Here is a 14,638-nt window from a genome sequence, read left to right on the forward strand (position 1 = left end):
TGGCTCTGAAACTCAATGAGTCTGGACCCTAGCAAAGGCGATACGGCGACCGCGCGTTTTGGTTTTGGCCTGACAGAAACAGTCGTCGGCACCCGGTGGAAGCTTGAAGCCAATCAATCGCTGCCACTCGAACGGCGACGGCCCATCACGATCAGCGCGACCAGATCCCGCTTCGGGCGCGAGGCGTGAAACGCTGCAAAAATCGCGAACGGCTCCAGCAGGGTCATAACCCCGCGCCGACGACGGCGGCCAGCGCCTGCGACCAGATGATCGTAAAAGTCTGGTGAGACATGTTTCGAACATCGTTACATCCGGCTGGGCGCGCGGAAAAACCTGGCCGCCAACAAAAATCGTCATCGCGCCCGAACTCGGACAAGCGTTGCTAGCAGGTTCCGACGCGATCGTACCGCGCATGCCGCCCTTGCCTGACTGGCTGCAATCGGTCCGCGCCTGAACCACGTGGGAAGATCTCGACCAACGCAGCGACGCACCGTGCCAGACATGCAGGTGAGGGCATCAGGCGCGCGCGGATCGATTGGCGTTGGGTCGATTGGTGGCGTTTGGTGTTGCAGAGGCGCATGATCTGGAGCGGCGCGTCATAGCGGCAGCCAAAGCCCCGGCTGTCGCATCCGTCCGTCGCAAGCCAGACAGAGACTTGCGGCGGGGCACTCCGCGCATCAGGGAAAGGGCATACGACGGCCGCATCCACCCAAAAAATATGTCCCAAAGAGCCGAAGTAGACGAGCAAGCGAAGCCAATCTTCAGACCACTAGTCCAGGTGCCCCACCGCCACATCGCGGGCATTTCCGCATATGGATGTCCGAGCCGTTCGCGCCGTAGTTCAGACCACACGACCCGCAGTGCATGTGATAGATCTGTTGATTGTGGTCCGTGCCTGGGCGGCCGGTCGGGCCTGCGACGATCTGGTCGTTCCGATCGCTATAACCGGGTGTGGTATCGCGGTTCGCAGGCGAAGTATGCTGAGTGTTTCGCCTCTTTGGCATAGACGTCTCATCGGCGACGACGCCGAGTATCCAACCTTCGTAGCGGGCAAGGCGCAGCGCCTCCTCCCCCAACTCGGGCTGCAGGGCGGCTACGAGCCGACCGTCTTGATTGGAATCTCTCAGCCACGAGGCGGCGACGAAAGCATCCCGCTGGTCGTGCGTGCGGCCTTTGCTTGGGTAATCGGCAGCCCAGAGGCCGGGTATATCTCGACCAGCGCATCCCGAGGGGATATTCCAGCCATCGAACGGCCAGATATGCAGGGCGGGCAGCGCAAGGCGGATGGCGCGTAGAAACGGCAGACAGGCGTGGGTGGGTTCGGCCACCCGCCCCGTCACGTCGAAATGGAATGCGGATTTCGCGCGGGCGATCTCCTCGGCCTTTCGCCGCCAACGGGTCTCGCCATCTCGGCGATAGGCAAAACCTGCAATGCCGTCGCGTATTAAATCGACGTAGAGGTTCTTCTGGTCCGTCGGCCAGTGCGCGTGGAAATCCTCCAGAAACATGTCCCAGTCGCGCGGCAGATCGTGGCGGGCAAAATACGCCTCGGGGAACGAGAACGAATGGTCGATGCCCCGAACCGGAAAATCTTTGCCCCGAACGGCAGCAGCTATGGTCCGAACTGCAGGCTCAGTGCGTCCAGGCACCCTTGCGGTCGGTCGCGAAATTCTCGCCATAGCCGCGGGGGCGGATCACGTGTTTGCGCGCCTTCGGCTCCGTCACCTCGAACTCGATCCCGTTCTCGCGCGCGTATTCTTCGGCGGCTTCGCGCGTCTCGAACCGCAGGCGCACCTGCCGCTGCGTGTCGTCGGACGATGTCCAGCCCATCAGCGGGTCGATCTCGCGTGCCGAGGCCGGGGCGAATTCGAGCGTCCAGCCTTTGGTCTTTGCGGTGCCCGATTGCATCGCGGTCTTGGCAGGTTGATAGATGCGGGCACGCATGGGGAAGCTCCTTCGCTGAACCTGAACGACTTATGATCGAAACACCCCCGTCAGTGCAAGACCCCCTTGAACGGGAACAAAAACGGATCAAATACAGGCGGTCGAAAGGGAAGCAGATGCCGCACAACAACATGAACATGCCCGTGCTCCGCCCCGAGGTCCTGACCCGGCCGAAGCTGGAGGGCGGGCGGCGGTTCGCGATGCAGACCCCCTTCACGGCGGCGGGCGATCAGCCGACCGCGATTGCGGAACTGGCGGCAGGTGTGAACGCAGGCGAGCGCGATCAGGTGCTTCTGGGTGCGACCGGCACGGGCAAGACCTTCACGATGGCAAAGATCATCGAACAGACGCAGCGCCCTGCGATCATCCTTGCCCCGAACAAGACGCTGGCGGCGCAGTTATACGGCGAATTCAAGGGGTTCTTCCCCGATAACGCCGTCGAATACTTTGTCAGCTACTACGACTACTACCAGCCCGAAGCCTACGTTCCCCGATCGGACACGTTCATCGAGAAGGAATCGCAGATCAATGAGCAGATCGACCGGATGCGCCACTCGGCCACGCGGGCGCTGCTGGAACGCGACGATGTGATCATCGTGGCGTCGGTGTCGTGCATCTACGGCATCGGCTCGGTCGAGACCTATTCGGCGATGACGCAGGATCTGGTCGTCGGGCAGAATTACGAACAGCGCCAGATGCTGGGTGAACTGGTCGCGCAGCAATACCGCCGCAACGACCAGGCCTTCCAGCGCGGCAACTTCCGCGTTCGTGGCGATTCGGTCGAGGTCTGGCCGGCCCACCTTGATGACCGGGCGTGGCGTTTCAGCTTCTTCGGCGAGGAGCTTGAAAGCATCGTCGAATTCGACCCCCTGACCGGGGCCAAGACCGACAGTTTCAAGCAGATCCGCATCTATGCCAACAGCCACTACGTGACCCCGCGCCCGACGATGCAGCAGGCGGTCATCGGCATCAAGAAAGAGCTGCGGGTCCGGCTGGACCAATTGGTCGCCGAGGGAAAGCTGCTGGAGGCGCAGCGGCTGGAACAGCGCACCAGCTTCGACATCGAGATGCTGGAGGCGACCGGCGTCTGCAACGGGATCGAAAACTATTCGCGCTATCTGACCGGCCGCGCGCCGGGCGAGCCGCCGCCGACGCTGTTCGAATTCATCCCGGACAACGCCATCGTCTTCGCGGACGAAAGCCACGTGTCGGTTCCGCAGATCGGCGCGATGTATAAAGGTGACTACCGGCGCAAGTTCACGCTGGCGGAACACGGCTTCCGCCTGCCATCCTGCATGGACAACCGCCCGCTGAAGTTCGAGGAGTGGGACGCGATGCGCCCGCAGTCGGTCTTCGTCTCCGCCACCCCGTCGAAGTGGGAGCTGGAGCAGGCGGGCGGCACCTTCGCCGAACAGGTCATCCGCCCGACCGGCCTTCTGGACCCGGTTGTGGAAATCCGCCCGGTGGAGATGCAGGTCGATGATCTGCTGGACGAGATTCGCCGCGTCACAAAACAGGATCTGCGCGTGCTGGTGACGGTGCTGACCAAGCGCATGGCCGAGGATCTGACCGAATACTTCCACGAACAGGGCATCCGCATCCGCTACATGCACTCCGACATCGACACGATCGAGCGGATCGAGATCCTGCGCGACCTGCGGCTGGGTGCCTTCGACGTGCTGGTCGGGATCAACCTTCTGCGCGAGGGGTTGGACATCCCCGAATGCGGGCTGGTCGCCATTCTGGACGCGGACAAGGAAGGGTTCCTGCGGTCGGAAACCTCGCTGATCCAGACCATCGGCCGGGCGGCGCGGAACGCGGATGGGCGCGTCATCATGTATGCCGACCGCATCACCGGGTCGATGGAACGCGCGATGGCCGAAACCGACCGGCGGCGGGAAAAGCAGATGGCCTACAACCTCGAACACGGGATCACGCCCCGGACCGTCCGCAAGAATGTCGAGGATGTGCTCGCAGGGCTGTGGCAGGGCGACACCGACCAATCCCGCGTCACGGCAAAGGTCGAGAATGTCGGCTCGAACCTCGCCGCGCATCTGGACGCGCTTCGCACACAGATGCGAAAGGCCGCGGAGAACCTCGAATTCGAGGAAGCCGCCCGTCTGCGCGACGAGGTGAAGCGGCTGGAGGCGGTGGAGCTGGCAGTGTCGGACGACCCGCTCGCCCGCCAATCCGCGGTCGAGGAAGCAGCCGAAGCTGCGGTCAAATCCTCGGGCCGGTCCACCGCGGGCCGCGCGGGCCAGCGTGGCGGCAACAAACGCCGCAAACGCTAAAGCAGCGCGCGAAGCTCTGCCGTCAGCGCCGCTGCCTCGGTCGCGGCGGGGCTGCGGCCCATCTCGGATACGGCCAGCCCCTGCCCCAGCGATTCCGCAAAGGCCGTGCGATGGCCGAAACGGGTCTGCGCCACACCCGACCCGGTCTTGACCGCCGCGCCCGCCACCTCCTCGGCCAGCCGGGTGCCGGCCTTCATCCGGTTCAACACGATCATCGTGCGCCGCCCTTCGCGTGCGGCAAGATCCAGCACCCCATCCGTCGCCCAAAGGTCCAGATGGCTGCCCGCCACCGGAATCAGCACCAGATCAGCCTCGCGCAGCGCCGGGCGCAGGTCCGCATCCACCTTGGGCGGCGTATCGACGATGACGATGTCGCTGCCGCGCCGCAGCTTCTCGCATTCATAGGATACGCCCCATGCCGAGGCGGTGGCAAAGTCCAGCCCCGGATCGCCCAGCCGATCGCGCCGCTGCATGAACCAACGGCCAAGGCTGCCCTGCGGATCGGTGTCCAGCACCGCCACCCGTGCGCCGTCCCGCGCAAAGGCAACGGCAAGCGTGACGGCAAGCGTCGTCTTGCCCGCCCCGCCCTTTTGCTGCGCCACCGTGATCACCTTGCCCATTCTGCTTTCCTTCGACACCTTGCTGCGGAACCGGAAATGCCGCTCCCGCGTTAAGCACCCGCAAACTTTGAAGGGAACATGCAAAATGCGCAATCTTACTGTTCTGCCGATCATCGCCCTGCTGGCTCTTGCCGCTTGCGAGACCACGGCCGGTGCGGGCCGCGACCTCACCTCGGCAGGTCAGGCGATCACCAACGAAGCCAACCAGGCGCAGCAGCCCTGACAAAGGCCGGCCGGGCGCGCGCCCGGCCACCATCGACCCGTCGGGATGGGCGAATCGGATTGATAAGTCGCAATTGCCACGCGATTGTCTGCTCAAATCCATGCCCTACCAGATGAGGTCCGAGTGAGCACTTTCGTCGCGTTCTCTTTCAAGAAGCCCGTTCACGTCAGCAGAACCGTCGAAAAGGCAGTGCAAATCTGCCGCGATTATCTTCCCTCGATCTATTCTTCCGAGCCCGAGATCTGGATCGGCAAGAAGTCCGCGCTGGTCGTCTGGCCCACACGCGGCGAACAGGCGGCGATGTCGCGCCGCAATGGCCTCGTGCTTGGCATTACGGGGTATACGACCGTCCTTTCGCCGCAGGGCATCCTTGATCGGGTGAGAACATCCAGCAGCGGCCTTTTCCTTGACCAGAGCCCCGGCGGTGTGGCCGCGTTCTGCCTGATCGATCAGAGCGAACGTCTGTTCGCTTGGTCAACGCAGCCGCCTGTCCACGGCCTCTATACCGCGCAGACACGCGCCGAATATACGGTCGTCGCGCCCCGCCCGCTTCTTGCATATCTCGCCTCTACCCGCAGCGCCGCGATCCGCCTGCGCCGCGATTACGCCTTCGAGATGCTGGCAAGCGGATATGCAATCGGCTCGACCCCCTATGCCGACACCCGCCGCAACCCTGTCATGAAGGGGCTTCTCGTTCAGGATGGCGACCCGACCCCGATCGACCATCCGCATCCCAGGCATCCAGTCGTCGAAGGATCGCTGAACGACGTGGCGCGGCAATACCGCGAGAAGCTGGAGACCGCCGTTTCGGTCGCCGGAAACCGCGACGTGACGCTGCGGCTCAGCGGCGGCAAGGACAGCCGCACCATCTTGGCCATCGCACATGGCACGGGGATGAATATTTCTGCCGTGACCATGGGCGCGCCCGATTCGGGCGAAGCGCAAACCGCCGCGCGCGTGGCCGAAGCTTGCGGCTTCCGGCACGAAATCCGCCCGCAGCAGGTCATCGCAGACCCGATCCGCGCCGCATGCCTGTCGCATATGGCGACCGAAGGACTGATCACCGCCGTGCCGCATCAATTCGCCCATACACTGGACCCGCCGCGCGATGGCGGGCTGGTGATGACTGGGCAGGGCCATCTTCAGCGGGGCGGCTATGCCCCCGGTTTGCAATCGGCGTCGTGGGATGCGACGCGGGCCATACGATACCTTAAGACCAAGGTGCGATCGGGCCTTGTGACCGAAGATCTGAACGCCCCTAACCTCGCCGCCGTCGATGCCTGGGCGGCCGAGCGCGGGCGCGGGACACATCTGTCGGCGGCGGATGTGCTGCATTGGGGCAGCGCGGATTTCCGTCTTGGCTATTGGTATGCCTCGACCTTCATGGCAATGGAGGGGATCACGAGGCCGCTCATGCCCCTGCTGGACGATGCTGTCTTTGCCTTCGTCGCGGCGACCGGCGCGAAAGAGCGAATGTCGGAAAAGATGAACTTCGCGATGATCTCGAATGCCGCGCCGCGTCTGGGCAAGCTCGGGCTTTACAATGACCGCTGGCGCTTCGAACTGGACGGCGCGGATGCCGAGATCCCCGGCTATGGCGACCGCACCCCCTTGCCCAAGTCGAAATCCAACGCCGAAGGTCTGGTCTTCGACGAAAATCCCCACCGCTTCCGTCCGACCACACGCACATTCTGCGCCGCGACCCTGGACAGCGCCACTTGGCACGACATCAAAATCCAGCCTGTCGCCCGAATTGCGTGACCAGATCGAAGCGCGGCCGGCAGGCAAGGGCAACACCCCCTATTGGGATTCGCTGACGACGACCAAGGCTTCGCATCAACAGGTGCTGCTGCGCGTGTTCCTGATCTCCTCGCTCTATTCGACGCAGTGGCTGAAAAAGAACCAGGCCTAGGCCTGGCGGCCTAGCCATTCATTCTTCAAGTGCCTGAGTGATGGTACCGACTCCCCGGCTCGAACGGGGGACCCCCAGATCCACAATCTGGTGCTCTAACCAACTGAGCTAAGTCGGCACTGCGGGCGATGTAACGCTGCTGAAATCGGAATGCAAGGGCCTTCGGACACTTGCATGGCGTTTCTGCGACAGCTACCTGAACGGTCAAAAGGAGACAGCGCCAATGGGCATCAACAAGCAAAGCGAAGTCGCCGCGAACCTGCAGATCGGCCCCACCAGCGCCGGCATGGTCCGCATCTATGTCGAGGCGGAAGGCGTGGACCTGCCGCTGGACTTCGACCCGGAAGAGGCCGAGGAAATCGCCGAGGAGCTTCTGGCCGCGGCCGAACGCGCCCGCGCGATGGGCGAGCCGCCGAAAAAGAAACGCTAGAGTCCGAATCCCGGATCGCGCAGCCCCTGCAACCGCGCCGCCGCGTGGCGCGCGAAGCAATGCGTCACCGCCTTGCGCCGTGCAGGGGCAAGGCGCGTCTCCGGCCCGATCCGCATGATCTCGGCATCATAGCTGTCGGCCAGCATCAGGCCGGTTTCCTGCGGCAAAAGCTCGGCCGGGAAATCGGCATCGACGGCCCAGAAGAACCTGTCGCACCATTCGAGGTATCCGTGCCACTTTCGGTCCGACAGATAGTCGGCGCGGCTCGACTTGCACTCGACGATCCAGACCTCTCCCTTCGGGCCAAGCGCCATCACATCCACTCTCAGCCCCGGCGCGGGCACGAGTTCGGTCACGGTGACGAAGTCATGGCCGCGCAGATGGCGCGCGACGCCCCGAGCAAGGCGAAATCCGGGAAGGATCGGTTCCATGTCCATGCCGGATATATGAACGGATCATGAACAAATGTCCAGTCACTCGTAATAAAGCGCGATCCGTTTGCCCGCCACATCCTGCACGGCAATCGGCATGTCATAGATGGCGGACAGCACCTCGGGACGGATGATGGCGTCAGGCGCGCCGTGATGGACCACCCTTCCCGCCTTCATCGCGACGATGCCATCCGAATACCAGGACGCGAAGTTGATGTCGTGCATGACCAGCACGATGGTCTTGCCCAATTCGTCCGCCGCACGGCGCAGCAGTTGCATCATTCCCCGCGCGTGCCGCATGTCGAGGTTGTTCAGCGGCTCGTCCAGCAGGACGTAATCGGTGTCCTGACACAGCACCATCGCGATATGGGCGCGCTGGCGTTGGCCGCCCGACAGCTCGTCCAGAAACCGATCCGCCAGATCGCCAAGGTGCAGATAGTCGATGGCGCGGTCGATATGCCCCGCATCCTCGGGCGTCAGCCGCCCCTTGGAATGTGGATACCGCCCGAAGCCCACCAGATCCCGCACCGTCAGGCGCGACGAGATATGGTTCTCTTGCCGCAGGATCGACAGGCGGCGGGCCAGCAGGTCGGTTTTCGTCCGCGTCACGTCCAGCTCGTCCACGATGACCGTGCCGCCATCCGCCTCCATCAGCCGCGCCATGATCGACAGAAGCGTGGACTTCCCCGCCCCGTTCGGTCCGATGATCGACGTGATCCCCGATGCGGGGATGCGCAGCGACACGCCATCCACCACCGGCGTTGACCCATAGGCTTTGCGAAGACCTTCGATGACGATCATCTGCGGGCCGCTCCTTTCATCAGAAGGGCAATGAACATCAGGCCCCCAAGGAATTCGATGACGATGGCAAGCGCGGTGTTGAAGGCGAAGACCCGCTCCAGCACCGTCTGCCCGCCGACAAGACAGATGATCCCCAGCAGAACCGAGGCAGGCAGCACCCAAACATGCCGCCCCGACCCCACCATCAGATGCGCAAGGCTGACCACCAGCAGGCCAAAGAAGGTGATCGGCCCCACCAGCGCCGTCGATACCGCCACCAGCACCGCAACGACGGCAAGGATCATCGCCACCGTCCGCCTGTAATCGACGCCAAGGCTGACCGCCTGCGCCCGCCCCAGCATCAGCACGTCCAGACGGCGGACAAGGCGCAGCCCCAGCAGGCTCACCGCCGCCACGATGACGCAGGACACCCAAAGCAGCGTCGCGTCGATCTGGTTGAAGCTCGCGAAAAGCGCATCCTGAAGCGAGACCTGCTCGTTCGGGTCCAGCAGCCGTGCCATGAAGGCGGACAAATTGCGGAACAGGATGCCGAAGACGATCCCGACCAGCACCATCAGATGCAGGCTCCGCTCGGCCCCCAGAAACAGCCAGCGGAACAGCACCGCGGCAAAGGCGGTCATCACCACCACTTCCGCCAAAAATTTCGGCACCGGATCGACCGAGACCAGCGCGACCGAGCCGAGGAAGAACACCACGAGCGTCTGGATCAGCACGAACAGCGCATCGAACCCCATGATCGACGGCGTCAGGATGCGGTTGTTCGTCACCGTCTGGAACAGCACCGTGGACACCGCAATGGAATAGGCCACCACCACCAGCGCAAGCAGCTTGGTGCCCCGGAATGTCAGGATGAAACCCCACCCCGCCTTGACCCCCAGCACCATGAAACAAACGCAGGACACCGCCGCTACAACGCCAAGGATGCAAAGGACGCCCAGCGCCCGCCGGTCATGCGCGCGCATGGTCGCGGCTCCGCAACAGAAGCATCAGGAACATCGCCGCCCCAACCACGCCGACCACCATGGAGATCGGGATCTCGTAAGGGTAACGCAGCGTCCGCCCGATGATGTCGCAGACCAGGACGAAGGCCGCCCCCGTGATCGCAACCCAAGGCACGCTGCGGCGCATGTTGTCGCCGATGGCCATGCTGACGATGTTCGGCACGATCAGCCCCAGAAACGGGATCGCACCGACCGAGACCAGCACGACCGCACTGACCAGCGCCACGATCACCAGCCCAAGAACCACGGCGGCCCGGTAATTCATCCCAAGGTTCACGGTGAAATCCCGCCCCATCCCCGCGACCGTCAGCCGGTCTGCGGCAAGATAGGCCAGCACGGCCAGCACGCCGCCGATCCACAGCAATTCATACCGCCCCCGCAGCACGCCCGAAAAATCCCCCATGGTCCACGCATTCAGCGAACCCAGAAGCTCGAAACGATAGGCGAAGAAGGTCGTCACCGCGCCGATGATCCCGCCCAGCATGATCCCCACCAGCGGCACAAGAAGCACGTCGCGCAGCGGGACCATTCGCAGGATGCGCAGGAACAGCGCCGTCCCCGCCAGCGCGAAAACCGCCGCCACCGCCATCTTGGCCATCAGTGGCCAGCCCGGCGCAAAGATCGTGACGATCAGCAGCCCCAGCCCCGCCGATTCCGTCGTGCCCGCCGTCGACGGCTCCACGAAGCGATTGCGCACGATCATCTGCATCACCAGCCCTGCCACGGCCATCGACGTGCCCGCCAGCACCAAAGCCAGCGTGCGCGGCAGGCGGCTGGCAAGGAACACCTGCGCCGCGCGGTCGTCGTTCAGGATCGACGCCGGGGTGACGTCGCTCACTCCGACGAACAGGCTCAGGACAGCGACGGCAAGGGTGGCGAGGGCTGCCAGCGTCAGCTTCATTCGGCGGCGGCAACCTTCTCATAGACCTGATCCAGCAGGCTGGTCAGCGCGGTATAGCCATTCATGACGATATAGGCGCGCGTCGGTTCAAGATAGACGACCTGATCCTTCTGCCATGCAGTCGTCTGCCGCACGAGTTCGTTGTCCAGAAGCGCCCGCGCAGCCCCGGTGTCGCCGCCGACGCCCGCGTCACGGTCCACCACGAACAGCCAGTCCGGGTTGGATTCGAGGATGTATTCGAAGCTTGCCCCATCGCCGGTATGGGTCCGGTCGTCCACATTTTCCTTCACCGCCGGAAAGCCGATGGCCGAATGCAGCCAGCCCGTGCGCGATCCAGGACCATAGACGCCGATCTTGCCGCCATTGGTCACGAGCGTCAGCGCGTTGCCCTTTCCCGCCGCCGCATCGCGCAGACGTTCGACCTTCGCATCAAGCTCCGCCACCAGTTCGGCGGCGCGATCCTCTTTGCCGAAGATCGCACCCAGTTCGGTCAGGTTGGCCTTCAGGCTGCCGATCATGTCGGTGTTATCGCCAGACAGATCGACCGTCGGCAGGATCTGGTTCAGTTGCGGCTGCGCCTCGCGCGAGCGGGCGGCCACGATCATCAGATCGGCCTCCGCCCCCGCCACAGTCTCGAAATCCGGCTCGAACAGCGATCCGACCTTCAGGTAATCGTCGCCCGCATATTTCGACAGGTAATCCGGCACATTGCCGCCCGGAACGCCCGCAACCGCAACGCCCAGGGCGTCGAGGTTGTCGATGGTCGCCCAATCCAGCACCAGCACTTTTTGCGGCACGGCGGGCAGGGTCACCTCGCCCTGCCGATGCGTCACGGTGATTTCGGCAGCTGCCGGCATGGCAAGCATGATCGAAAGGCAAACGGAAAGAACGGCTCTCATCGCGATCCCCTGACAAATTCGAGGATGCTGAAACCATAGCCGACAAAATTTGTAAACCACTCGCGCCTTTACGAAGGCACCTCGCCGCCCAAATTAACCCCAAGGCGCGACCACGCGCCGCATGAAGGAGTTGAGATGAACCGCACCCTTATCCTCGTCGTGGCACTTGTCGTGCTTGGTTTCGTGATCTTCGGTATCGGTTCGATGGGCGATGAAGAAACTGGCGCCCCTATCGACAGCGCCAACCCGCATGCGATCGAACAGGATGGTGGGCCGTGACGGGCTCGAACCGCCGACATTTTCGGTGTAAACGAAACGCTCTACCAACTGAGCTAACGGCCCGATTATGGCGCACCCAGCACGATTCGAACGTGCGACCTTTGCCTTCGGAGGGCCATTCTAGCGCGGTCGTTCGCGCTATACCCCTCTTTTTCCCCGGCTTTTGTTCACGTCCGAATCGCAATGATCCGCCTTAACTTGTGCTAGCGCACAAGATGATTGACGTAAAGCCGAAGTCGGAATGTTGCTAACATCTCGTTGTCCTGCGAGTGTCGCTCGCATGTGGACACGGCGCCGAACCATCCTAGACGAGCACGACACGCCCCGCGACGACTGGATCATCATGCGCGATGGAAAGGATGTGGGGCGCATCTATTGGCGCGTCGAGGGGACTGTTACATCGCCCTGGTTTTGGGCCTCATGGGCACACCCGGCGCGCTCTGGGACGGCCATGTCGATGGAGGATGCCCAAGAGGCAGTCAGGAAGGCGGTCATATATGCGACCGAGCACGACGCGGGTGCAAGGAAACCGTCAGATCACGGATCATAATGCCACTCTGATGGTTGCCACCCGCAGACATGATCGGAGATCGCGGTGGAAAAAACCTATCACTTGAACCTGACAATCGGGGACGACGTTAAAGCCGGGACGCTGCGCTCGCGTCAGGAAGCTATCGATGCGATCATCGAGGCATTCATGGACGCCTATCCCGAGGATGACGATATACATGACATCCCAGAGCCAATCGAGGAAGGCGGGCTGCGGTCGTTTATCAGAGCCAAAGGCATGGAAGGCAAATTCCACTTTCAGATCACAGAGACGGACGCGCAAGGCTCCGATTAATTACCTCCCGCAGCGCGCGTCATCCATTGCAATCAGCGCGCGCCCTGTCGCCAAGCTCTGAGGGCCGCCGTCCACCGCCAGCGCCGCCGCATGGGCGGTGACCAGCGGTGCCAGCCGCAAGCAGCCATCAGCGCTTGCCACGCGCATGCATCCACTCGCGGTTGTCGTCAGTGCTAGCACCAATGCCAATGTCCGCATCGTCCATCCTCCTGTCCGCTTTAATCGTGTCTCGGGCGACCTTGCCCTGCTCCTGCTTCCGGCCCGCAGACCGGCCCCGCAGGTAGGCCACCGCGACGCCGACCAGCGCCACGACAGCGCCGATCAGTGGTGCCTCCAACCCGCGCAGCATCACGACACCTGCGTGTTAGGCCGATCCGGCACAAAATAACCGATGGCCATGGCGATCAGGATGCCCGCCAGCGTAGAGACGCCCGGCCCGGCGATCTGCGGGACAAGCTCGGCGAAGACCTCGGCCCAGGCCTGCGTGATGACGGCGGCGCTGATCGTGCCGACGGCCAGCTTGTTCGTCGGCGCGGCCGACCGTTGCTTTGCGAGTCCCATTTCAGGCTCCTTTGAAGATGCGGGCGAACAGCTGCCCGAGGGTGATCCAGATGCTTTGCGCGGGCGCAGGCTTGGGCGGGCGGACCGGCTCCGGCTGGACGGACAGCGCCGTCTCATACTGGCGGGCCAGCGAGGCGATCTCGTCCGCGCGGTCGGTGCCGTTCACGATCCGCCGCGCGCCGTGGTAATCGACGGTGGCGCCGATGTAATCTGCGAGCCTCTTGCCGGTGAACCAGCCACGCTCCATGCCGACCACTAGGATGTGAGCAGCGGCTTCGGGATCGAGAGCCAGCTCCGGCCTTGTAATGAACGGATGGCCCATCTCAACCTGCGCCCGCTCATAGGACGCGCGACCAGTGATCTGGACATGCCCCCGGCCGCGATAGGTCCAGCCGTCGTTCGCATGGATGTTCCCCATGCGCCCGCCATAGACCTTGTTTGCTAGCCCCTGCGGGTTGTTCGCATAGGGCCGCGCCTCGGCCACGGATGCGAACCGGGTCGGCCAGACCTGCCGGATGCGCTCGGCGGTGTAGCGTAGGTTCTCCTCCACCGGGACCATCTTGCGCCCGCCTTCCCAGAAGGCAGTGGCCAGCACATAAGCCGTCTGCTGGCGGGTCAGCCCACGCAGCGCGCATTCGTTTCGGATCAGCTGGGTGTGCCCCAGCGTGAGGTTGATGCTCATAGTTCCTCTCATGAAAAAGCCCGCCGTCGGCGGGACTGCGCCCATCTGGCGCGAGGCACTTGTGCGGGAGATAGGAAAGCCCATTTCCGACGAGCGCCCGGAGGTAGTGCCGGTATCAGTCAAGCTCCGATCATCGGTCGTCCCAACCGTGGAGCGCTTAGCCGGGCGTCATAAAAGAGTTGAGATTACCTCGATCTACCCCTTGGCAGAACCTGCGATCACAGTATCTATGGCAAGCTCGCGCACCGAATGACCCCATGTCGGCGGTGAGTGTGGCGGGGTTTTCCTTCCGGCTAATCCCGCCACGACCTATCTTAAAAGACATGGCCAGAAATCCAGCTTCCGGGACTCGCGAAACCCTGCGATATCACGCGAGTAGATAACGCGATGTTCGCGCCTGACGTGCCGACTGCCCTCGGCGAGCCAAGCCATCCGTTGCTACAGCGACGTTGCGAGTTGCCTTGATTACCTGTTGATCTCTTTTCCAGTGATATGATTGCGAGTCGGTAAGTTCTGAGTATTGCCGCGTTCCGGCGATACGAGCGGCGGCAGGTCAACTGCCGCCGCTTGTCGGTCAGGCCGCGGACATCAGCGCCCTACCTCATCCAGCGTTGCACGGATGACGGCAATCGTATCCTCCAGCCATGGCGCGAGCAGCGCGGTGGGCACGCTCGATCCCGGAGCCAGGCGGTAATCCTCCGGCTCGTCGCCCCCGCTGCCGTCCGCGTCGGTGATGCCTGCGAACAGCCCGTTCAGACTGGTGCCAAACGTGAAATTGTCGGGTGCAATCGTGGCTTCACCGCTGCTGTCCTCGATCAT

Annotated in this window: 19 protein-coding genes and 2 tRNA genes; 7 read left to right on the top strand and 14 right to left on the bottom strand. The window is 63.3% G+C overall.

Features of this window, described 5'->3' with window-relative positions:
* Positions 1-761: 761 nt before the first annotated feature.
* Complete coding sequence (locus E2K76_RS20680) at positions 762-1,649, bottom strand: hypothetical protein (protein ID WP_220432311.1); 888 nt, start codon at positions 1,647-1,649, stop codon at positions 762-764.
* Positions 1,633-1,944, bottom strand: coding sequence for an ETC complex I subunit (locus E2K76_RS19160; protein ID WP_136686045.1), 312 nt, complete (start codon positions 1,942-1,944; stop codon positions 1,633-1,635). The genes E2K76_RS20680 and E2K76_RS19160 overlap by 17 nt, the downstream gene beginning before the upstream one ends.
* Positions 1,945-2,060: 116 nt before the next feature.
* Between E2K76_RS19160 and uvrB the strand changes: the two genes are divergently transcribed.
* Entirely contained in the window at positions 2,061-4,235 is a 2,175-nt protein-coding gene (gene uvrB / locus E2K76_RS19165; RefSeq protein ID WP_136686046.1) for an excinuclease ABC subunit UvrB, read from the top strand.
* Here uvrB and parA read toward each other — a convergent pair.
* On the bottom strand, positions 4,232-4,855 hold the full coding sequence (parA, locus tag E2K76_RS19170) for a ParA family partition ATPase (protein ID WP_136686047.1): 624 nt from the start codon (positions 4,853-4,855) through the stop codon (positions 4,232-4,234). The two genes, uvrB and parA, sit on opposite strands and share 4 nt — an antisense overlap.
* An 85-nt stretch (positions 4,856-4,940) precedes the next feature.
* Between parA and E2K76_RS19175 the strand changes: the two genes are divergently transcribed.
* The 3 genes from E2K76_RS19175 (at position 4,941) to E2K76_RS20500 (ending at position 6,990) form a co-directional block, all read left to right on the top strand.
* Positions 4,941-5,078 (top strand): entericidin A/B family lipoprotein, encoded by a 138-nt coding sequence (locus E2K76_RS19175; RefSeq protein WP_136686048.1) that lies wholly within the window; start codon positions 4,941-4,943, stop codon positions 5,076-5,078.
* A gap of 123 nt (positions 5,079-5,201) precedes the next feature.
* A complete protein-coding gene (locus tag E2K76_RS19180) occupies positions 5,202-6,839 on the top strand; it encodes an asparagine synthase-related protein (protein WP_136686049.1) in 1,638 nt (545 codons plus the stop codon).
* Positions 6,832-6,990 carry a hypothetical protein gene (locus tag E2K76_RS20500; protein WP_169053405.1) on the top strand — a complete coding sequence of 53 codons (159 nt, stop codon included), beginning with the start codon at positions 6,832-6,834 and terminating at the stop codon, positions 6,988-6,990. Before E2K76_RS19180 ends, E2K76_RS20500 begins: the two co-directional genes overlap by 8 nt.
* A gap of 41 nt (positions 6,991-7,031) precedes the next feature.
* Here E2K76_RS20500 and E2K76_RS19185 read toward each other — a convergent pair.
* A tRNA-His gene (locus tag E2K76_RS19185) sits at positions 7,032-7,108 on the bottom strand.
* A gap of 105 nt (positions 7,109-7,213) precedes the next feature.
* On the opposite strand from E2K76_RS19185, the gene E2K76_RS19190 reads away from it, so the two are divergent.
* Positions 7,214-7,420, top strand: a complete 207-nt coding sequence (locus tag E2K76_RS19190; protein ID WP_136686050.1) for a DUF6324 family protein — start codon at positions 7,214-7,216, stop codon at positions 7,418-7,420.
* Here the strand turns inward: E2K76_RS19190 and E2K76_RS19195 are convergent.
* From E2K76_RS19195 to E2K76_RS19215, 5 genes are read right to left on the bottom strand one after another with little or no spacing between them, the layout of a single operon-like run.
* Positions 7,417-7,851 (bottom strand): MmcB family DNA repair protein, encoded by a 435-nt coding sequence (locus E2K76_RS19195; protein ID WP_394343942.1) that lies wholly within the window; start codon positions 7,849-7,851, stop codon positions 7,417-7,419. The genes E2K76_RS19190 and E2K76_RS19195 overlap by 4 nt on opposite strands.
* Positions 7,852-7,893: 42 nt before the next feature.
* Positions 7,894-8,652 (bottom strand): iron ABC transporter ATP-binding protein, encoded by a 759-nt coding sequence (locus E2K76_RS19200; protein ID WP_136686052.1) that lies wholly within the window; start codon positions 8,650-8,652, stop codon positions 7,894-7,896.
* A complete protein-coding gene (locus E2K76_RS19205) occupies positions 8,649-9,614 on the bottom strand; it encodes an iron chelate uptake ABC transporter family permease subunit (protein ID WP_136686053.1) in 966 nt (321 codons plus the stop codon). The genes E2K76_RS19200 and E2K76_RS19205 overlap by 4 nt, the downstream gene beginning before the upstream one ends.
* Entirely contained in the window at positions 9,601-10,554 is a 954-nt protein-coding gene (locus E2K76_RS19210) for an ABC transporter permease (RefSeq protein WP_136686054.1), read from the bottom strand. Before E2K76_RS19210 ends, E2K76_RS19205 begins: the two co-directional genes overlap by 14 nt.
* Positions 10,551-11,453: a siderophore ABC transporter substrate-binding protein gene (locus E2K76_RS19215; RefSeq protein ID WP_136686055.1), complete on the bottom strand. Its 903-nt coding sequence runs from the start codon at positions 11,451-11,453 to the stop codon at positions 10,551-10,553. Before E2K76_RS19215 ends, E2K76_RS19210 begins: the two co-directional genes overlap by 4 nt.
* A gap of 135 nt (positions 11,454-11,588) precedes the next feature.
* Between E2K76_RS19215 and E2K76_RS20505 the strand changes: the two genes are divergently transcribed.
* Positions 11,589-11,732 (top strand): hypothetical protein, encoded by a 144-nt coding sequence (locus E2K76_RS20505; RefSeq protein ID WP_169053406.1) that lies wholly within the window; start codon positions 11,589-11,591, stop codon positions 11,730-11,732.
* Here E2K76_RS20505 and E2K76_RS19220 read toward each other — a convergent pair.
* Positions 11,720-11,795 (bottom strand) — tRNA-Val (locus tag E2K76_RS19220). The two genes, E2K76_RS20505 and E2K76_RS19220, sit on opposite strands and share 13 nt — an antisense overlap.
* Before the next feature lie 532 nt (positions 11,796-12,327).
* On the opposite strand from E2K76_RS19220, the gene E2K76_RS19225 reads away from it, so the two are divergent.
* On the top strand, positions 12,328-12,576 hold the full coding sequence (locus E2K76_RS19225) for a hypothetical protein (protein WP_136686056.1): 249 nt from the start codon (positions 12,328-12,330) through the stop codon (positions 12,574-12,576).
* A gap of 127 nt (positions 12,577-12,703) precedes the next feature.
* Here E2K76_RS19225 and E2K76_RS19230 read toward each other — a convergent pair whose 3' ends face one another.
* The 4 genes from E2K76_RS19230 to E2K76_RS20510 all read right to left on the bottom strand — a co-directional run.
* Complete coding sequence (locus E2K76_RS19230) at positions 12,704-12,925, bottom strand: hypothetical protein (protein WP_136686057.1); 222 nt, start codon at positions 12,923-12,925, stop codon at positions 12,704-12,706.
* Positions 12,925-13,137, bottom strand: a complete 213-nt coding sequence (locus tag E2K76_RS19235; RefSeq protein ID WP_136686058.1) for a hypothetical protein — start codon at positions 13,135-13,137, stop codon at positions 12,925-12,927. The genes E2K76_RS19230 and E2K76_RS19235 overlap by 1 nt, the downstream gene beginning before the upstream one ends.
* 1 nt (position 13,138) lies before the next feature.
* The gene (locus E2K76_RS19240; RefSeq protein WP_136686059.1) at positions 13,139-13,819 is read right to left on the bottom strand and encodes a hypothetical protein; all 681 of its coding nucleotides are present in this window, start codon (positions 13,817-13,819) and stop codon (positions 13,139-13,141) included.
* Between the two features lie 588 nt (positions 13,820-14,407).
* Positions 14,408-14,638 (bottom strand): hypothetical protein (locus tag E2K76_RS20510; protein ID WP_169053407.1); only part of this gene is annotated, 231 nt, incomplete at its 5' end.

The organism is Falsirhodobacter xinxiangensis (assembly GCF_004959935.1).
GTDB classification, from domain to species: Bacteria; Pseudomonadota; Alphaproteobacteria; order Rhodobacterales; family Rhodobacteraceae; genus Falsirhodobacter; species Falsirhodobacter xinxiangensis.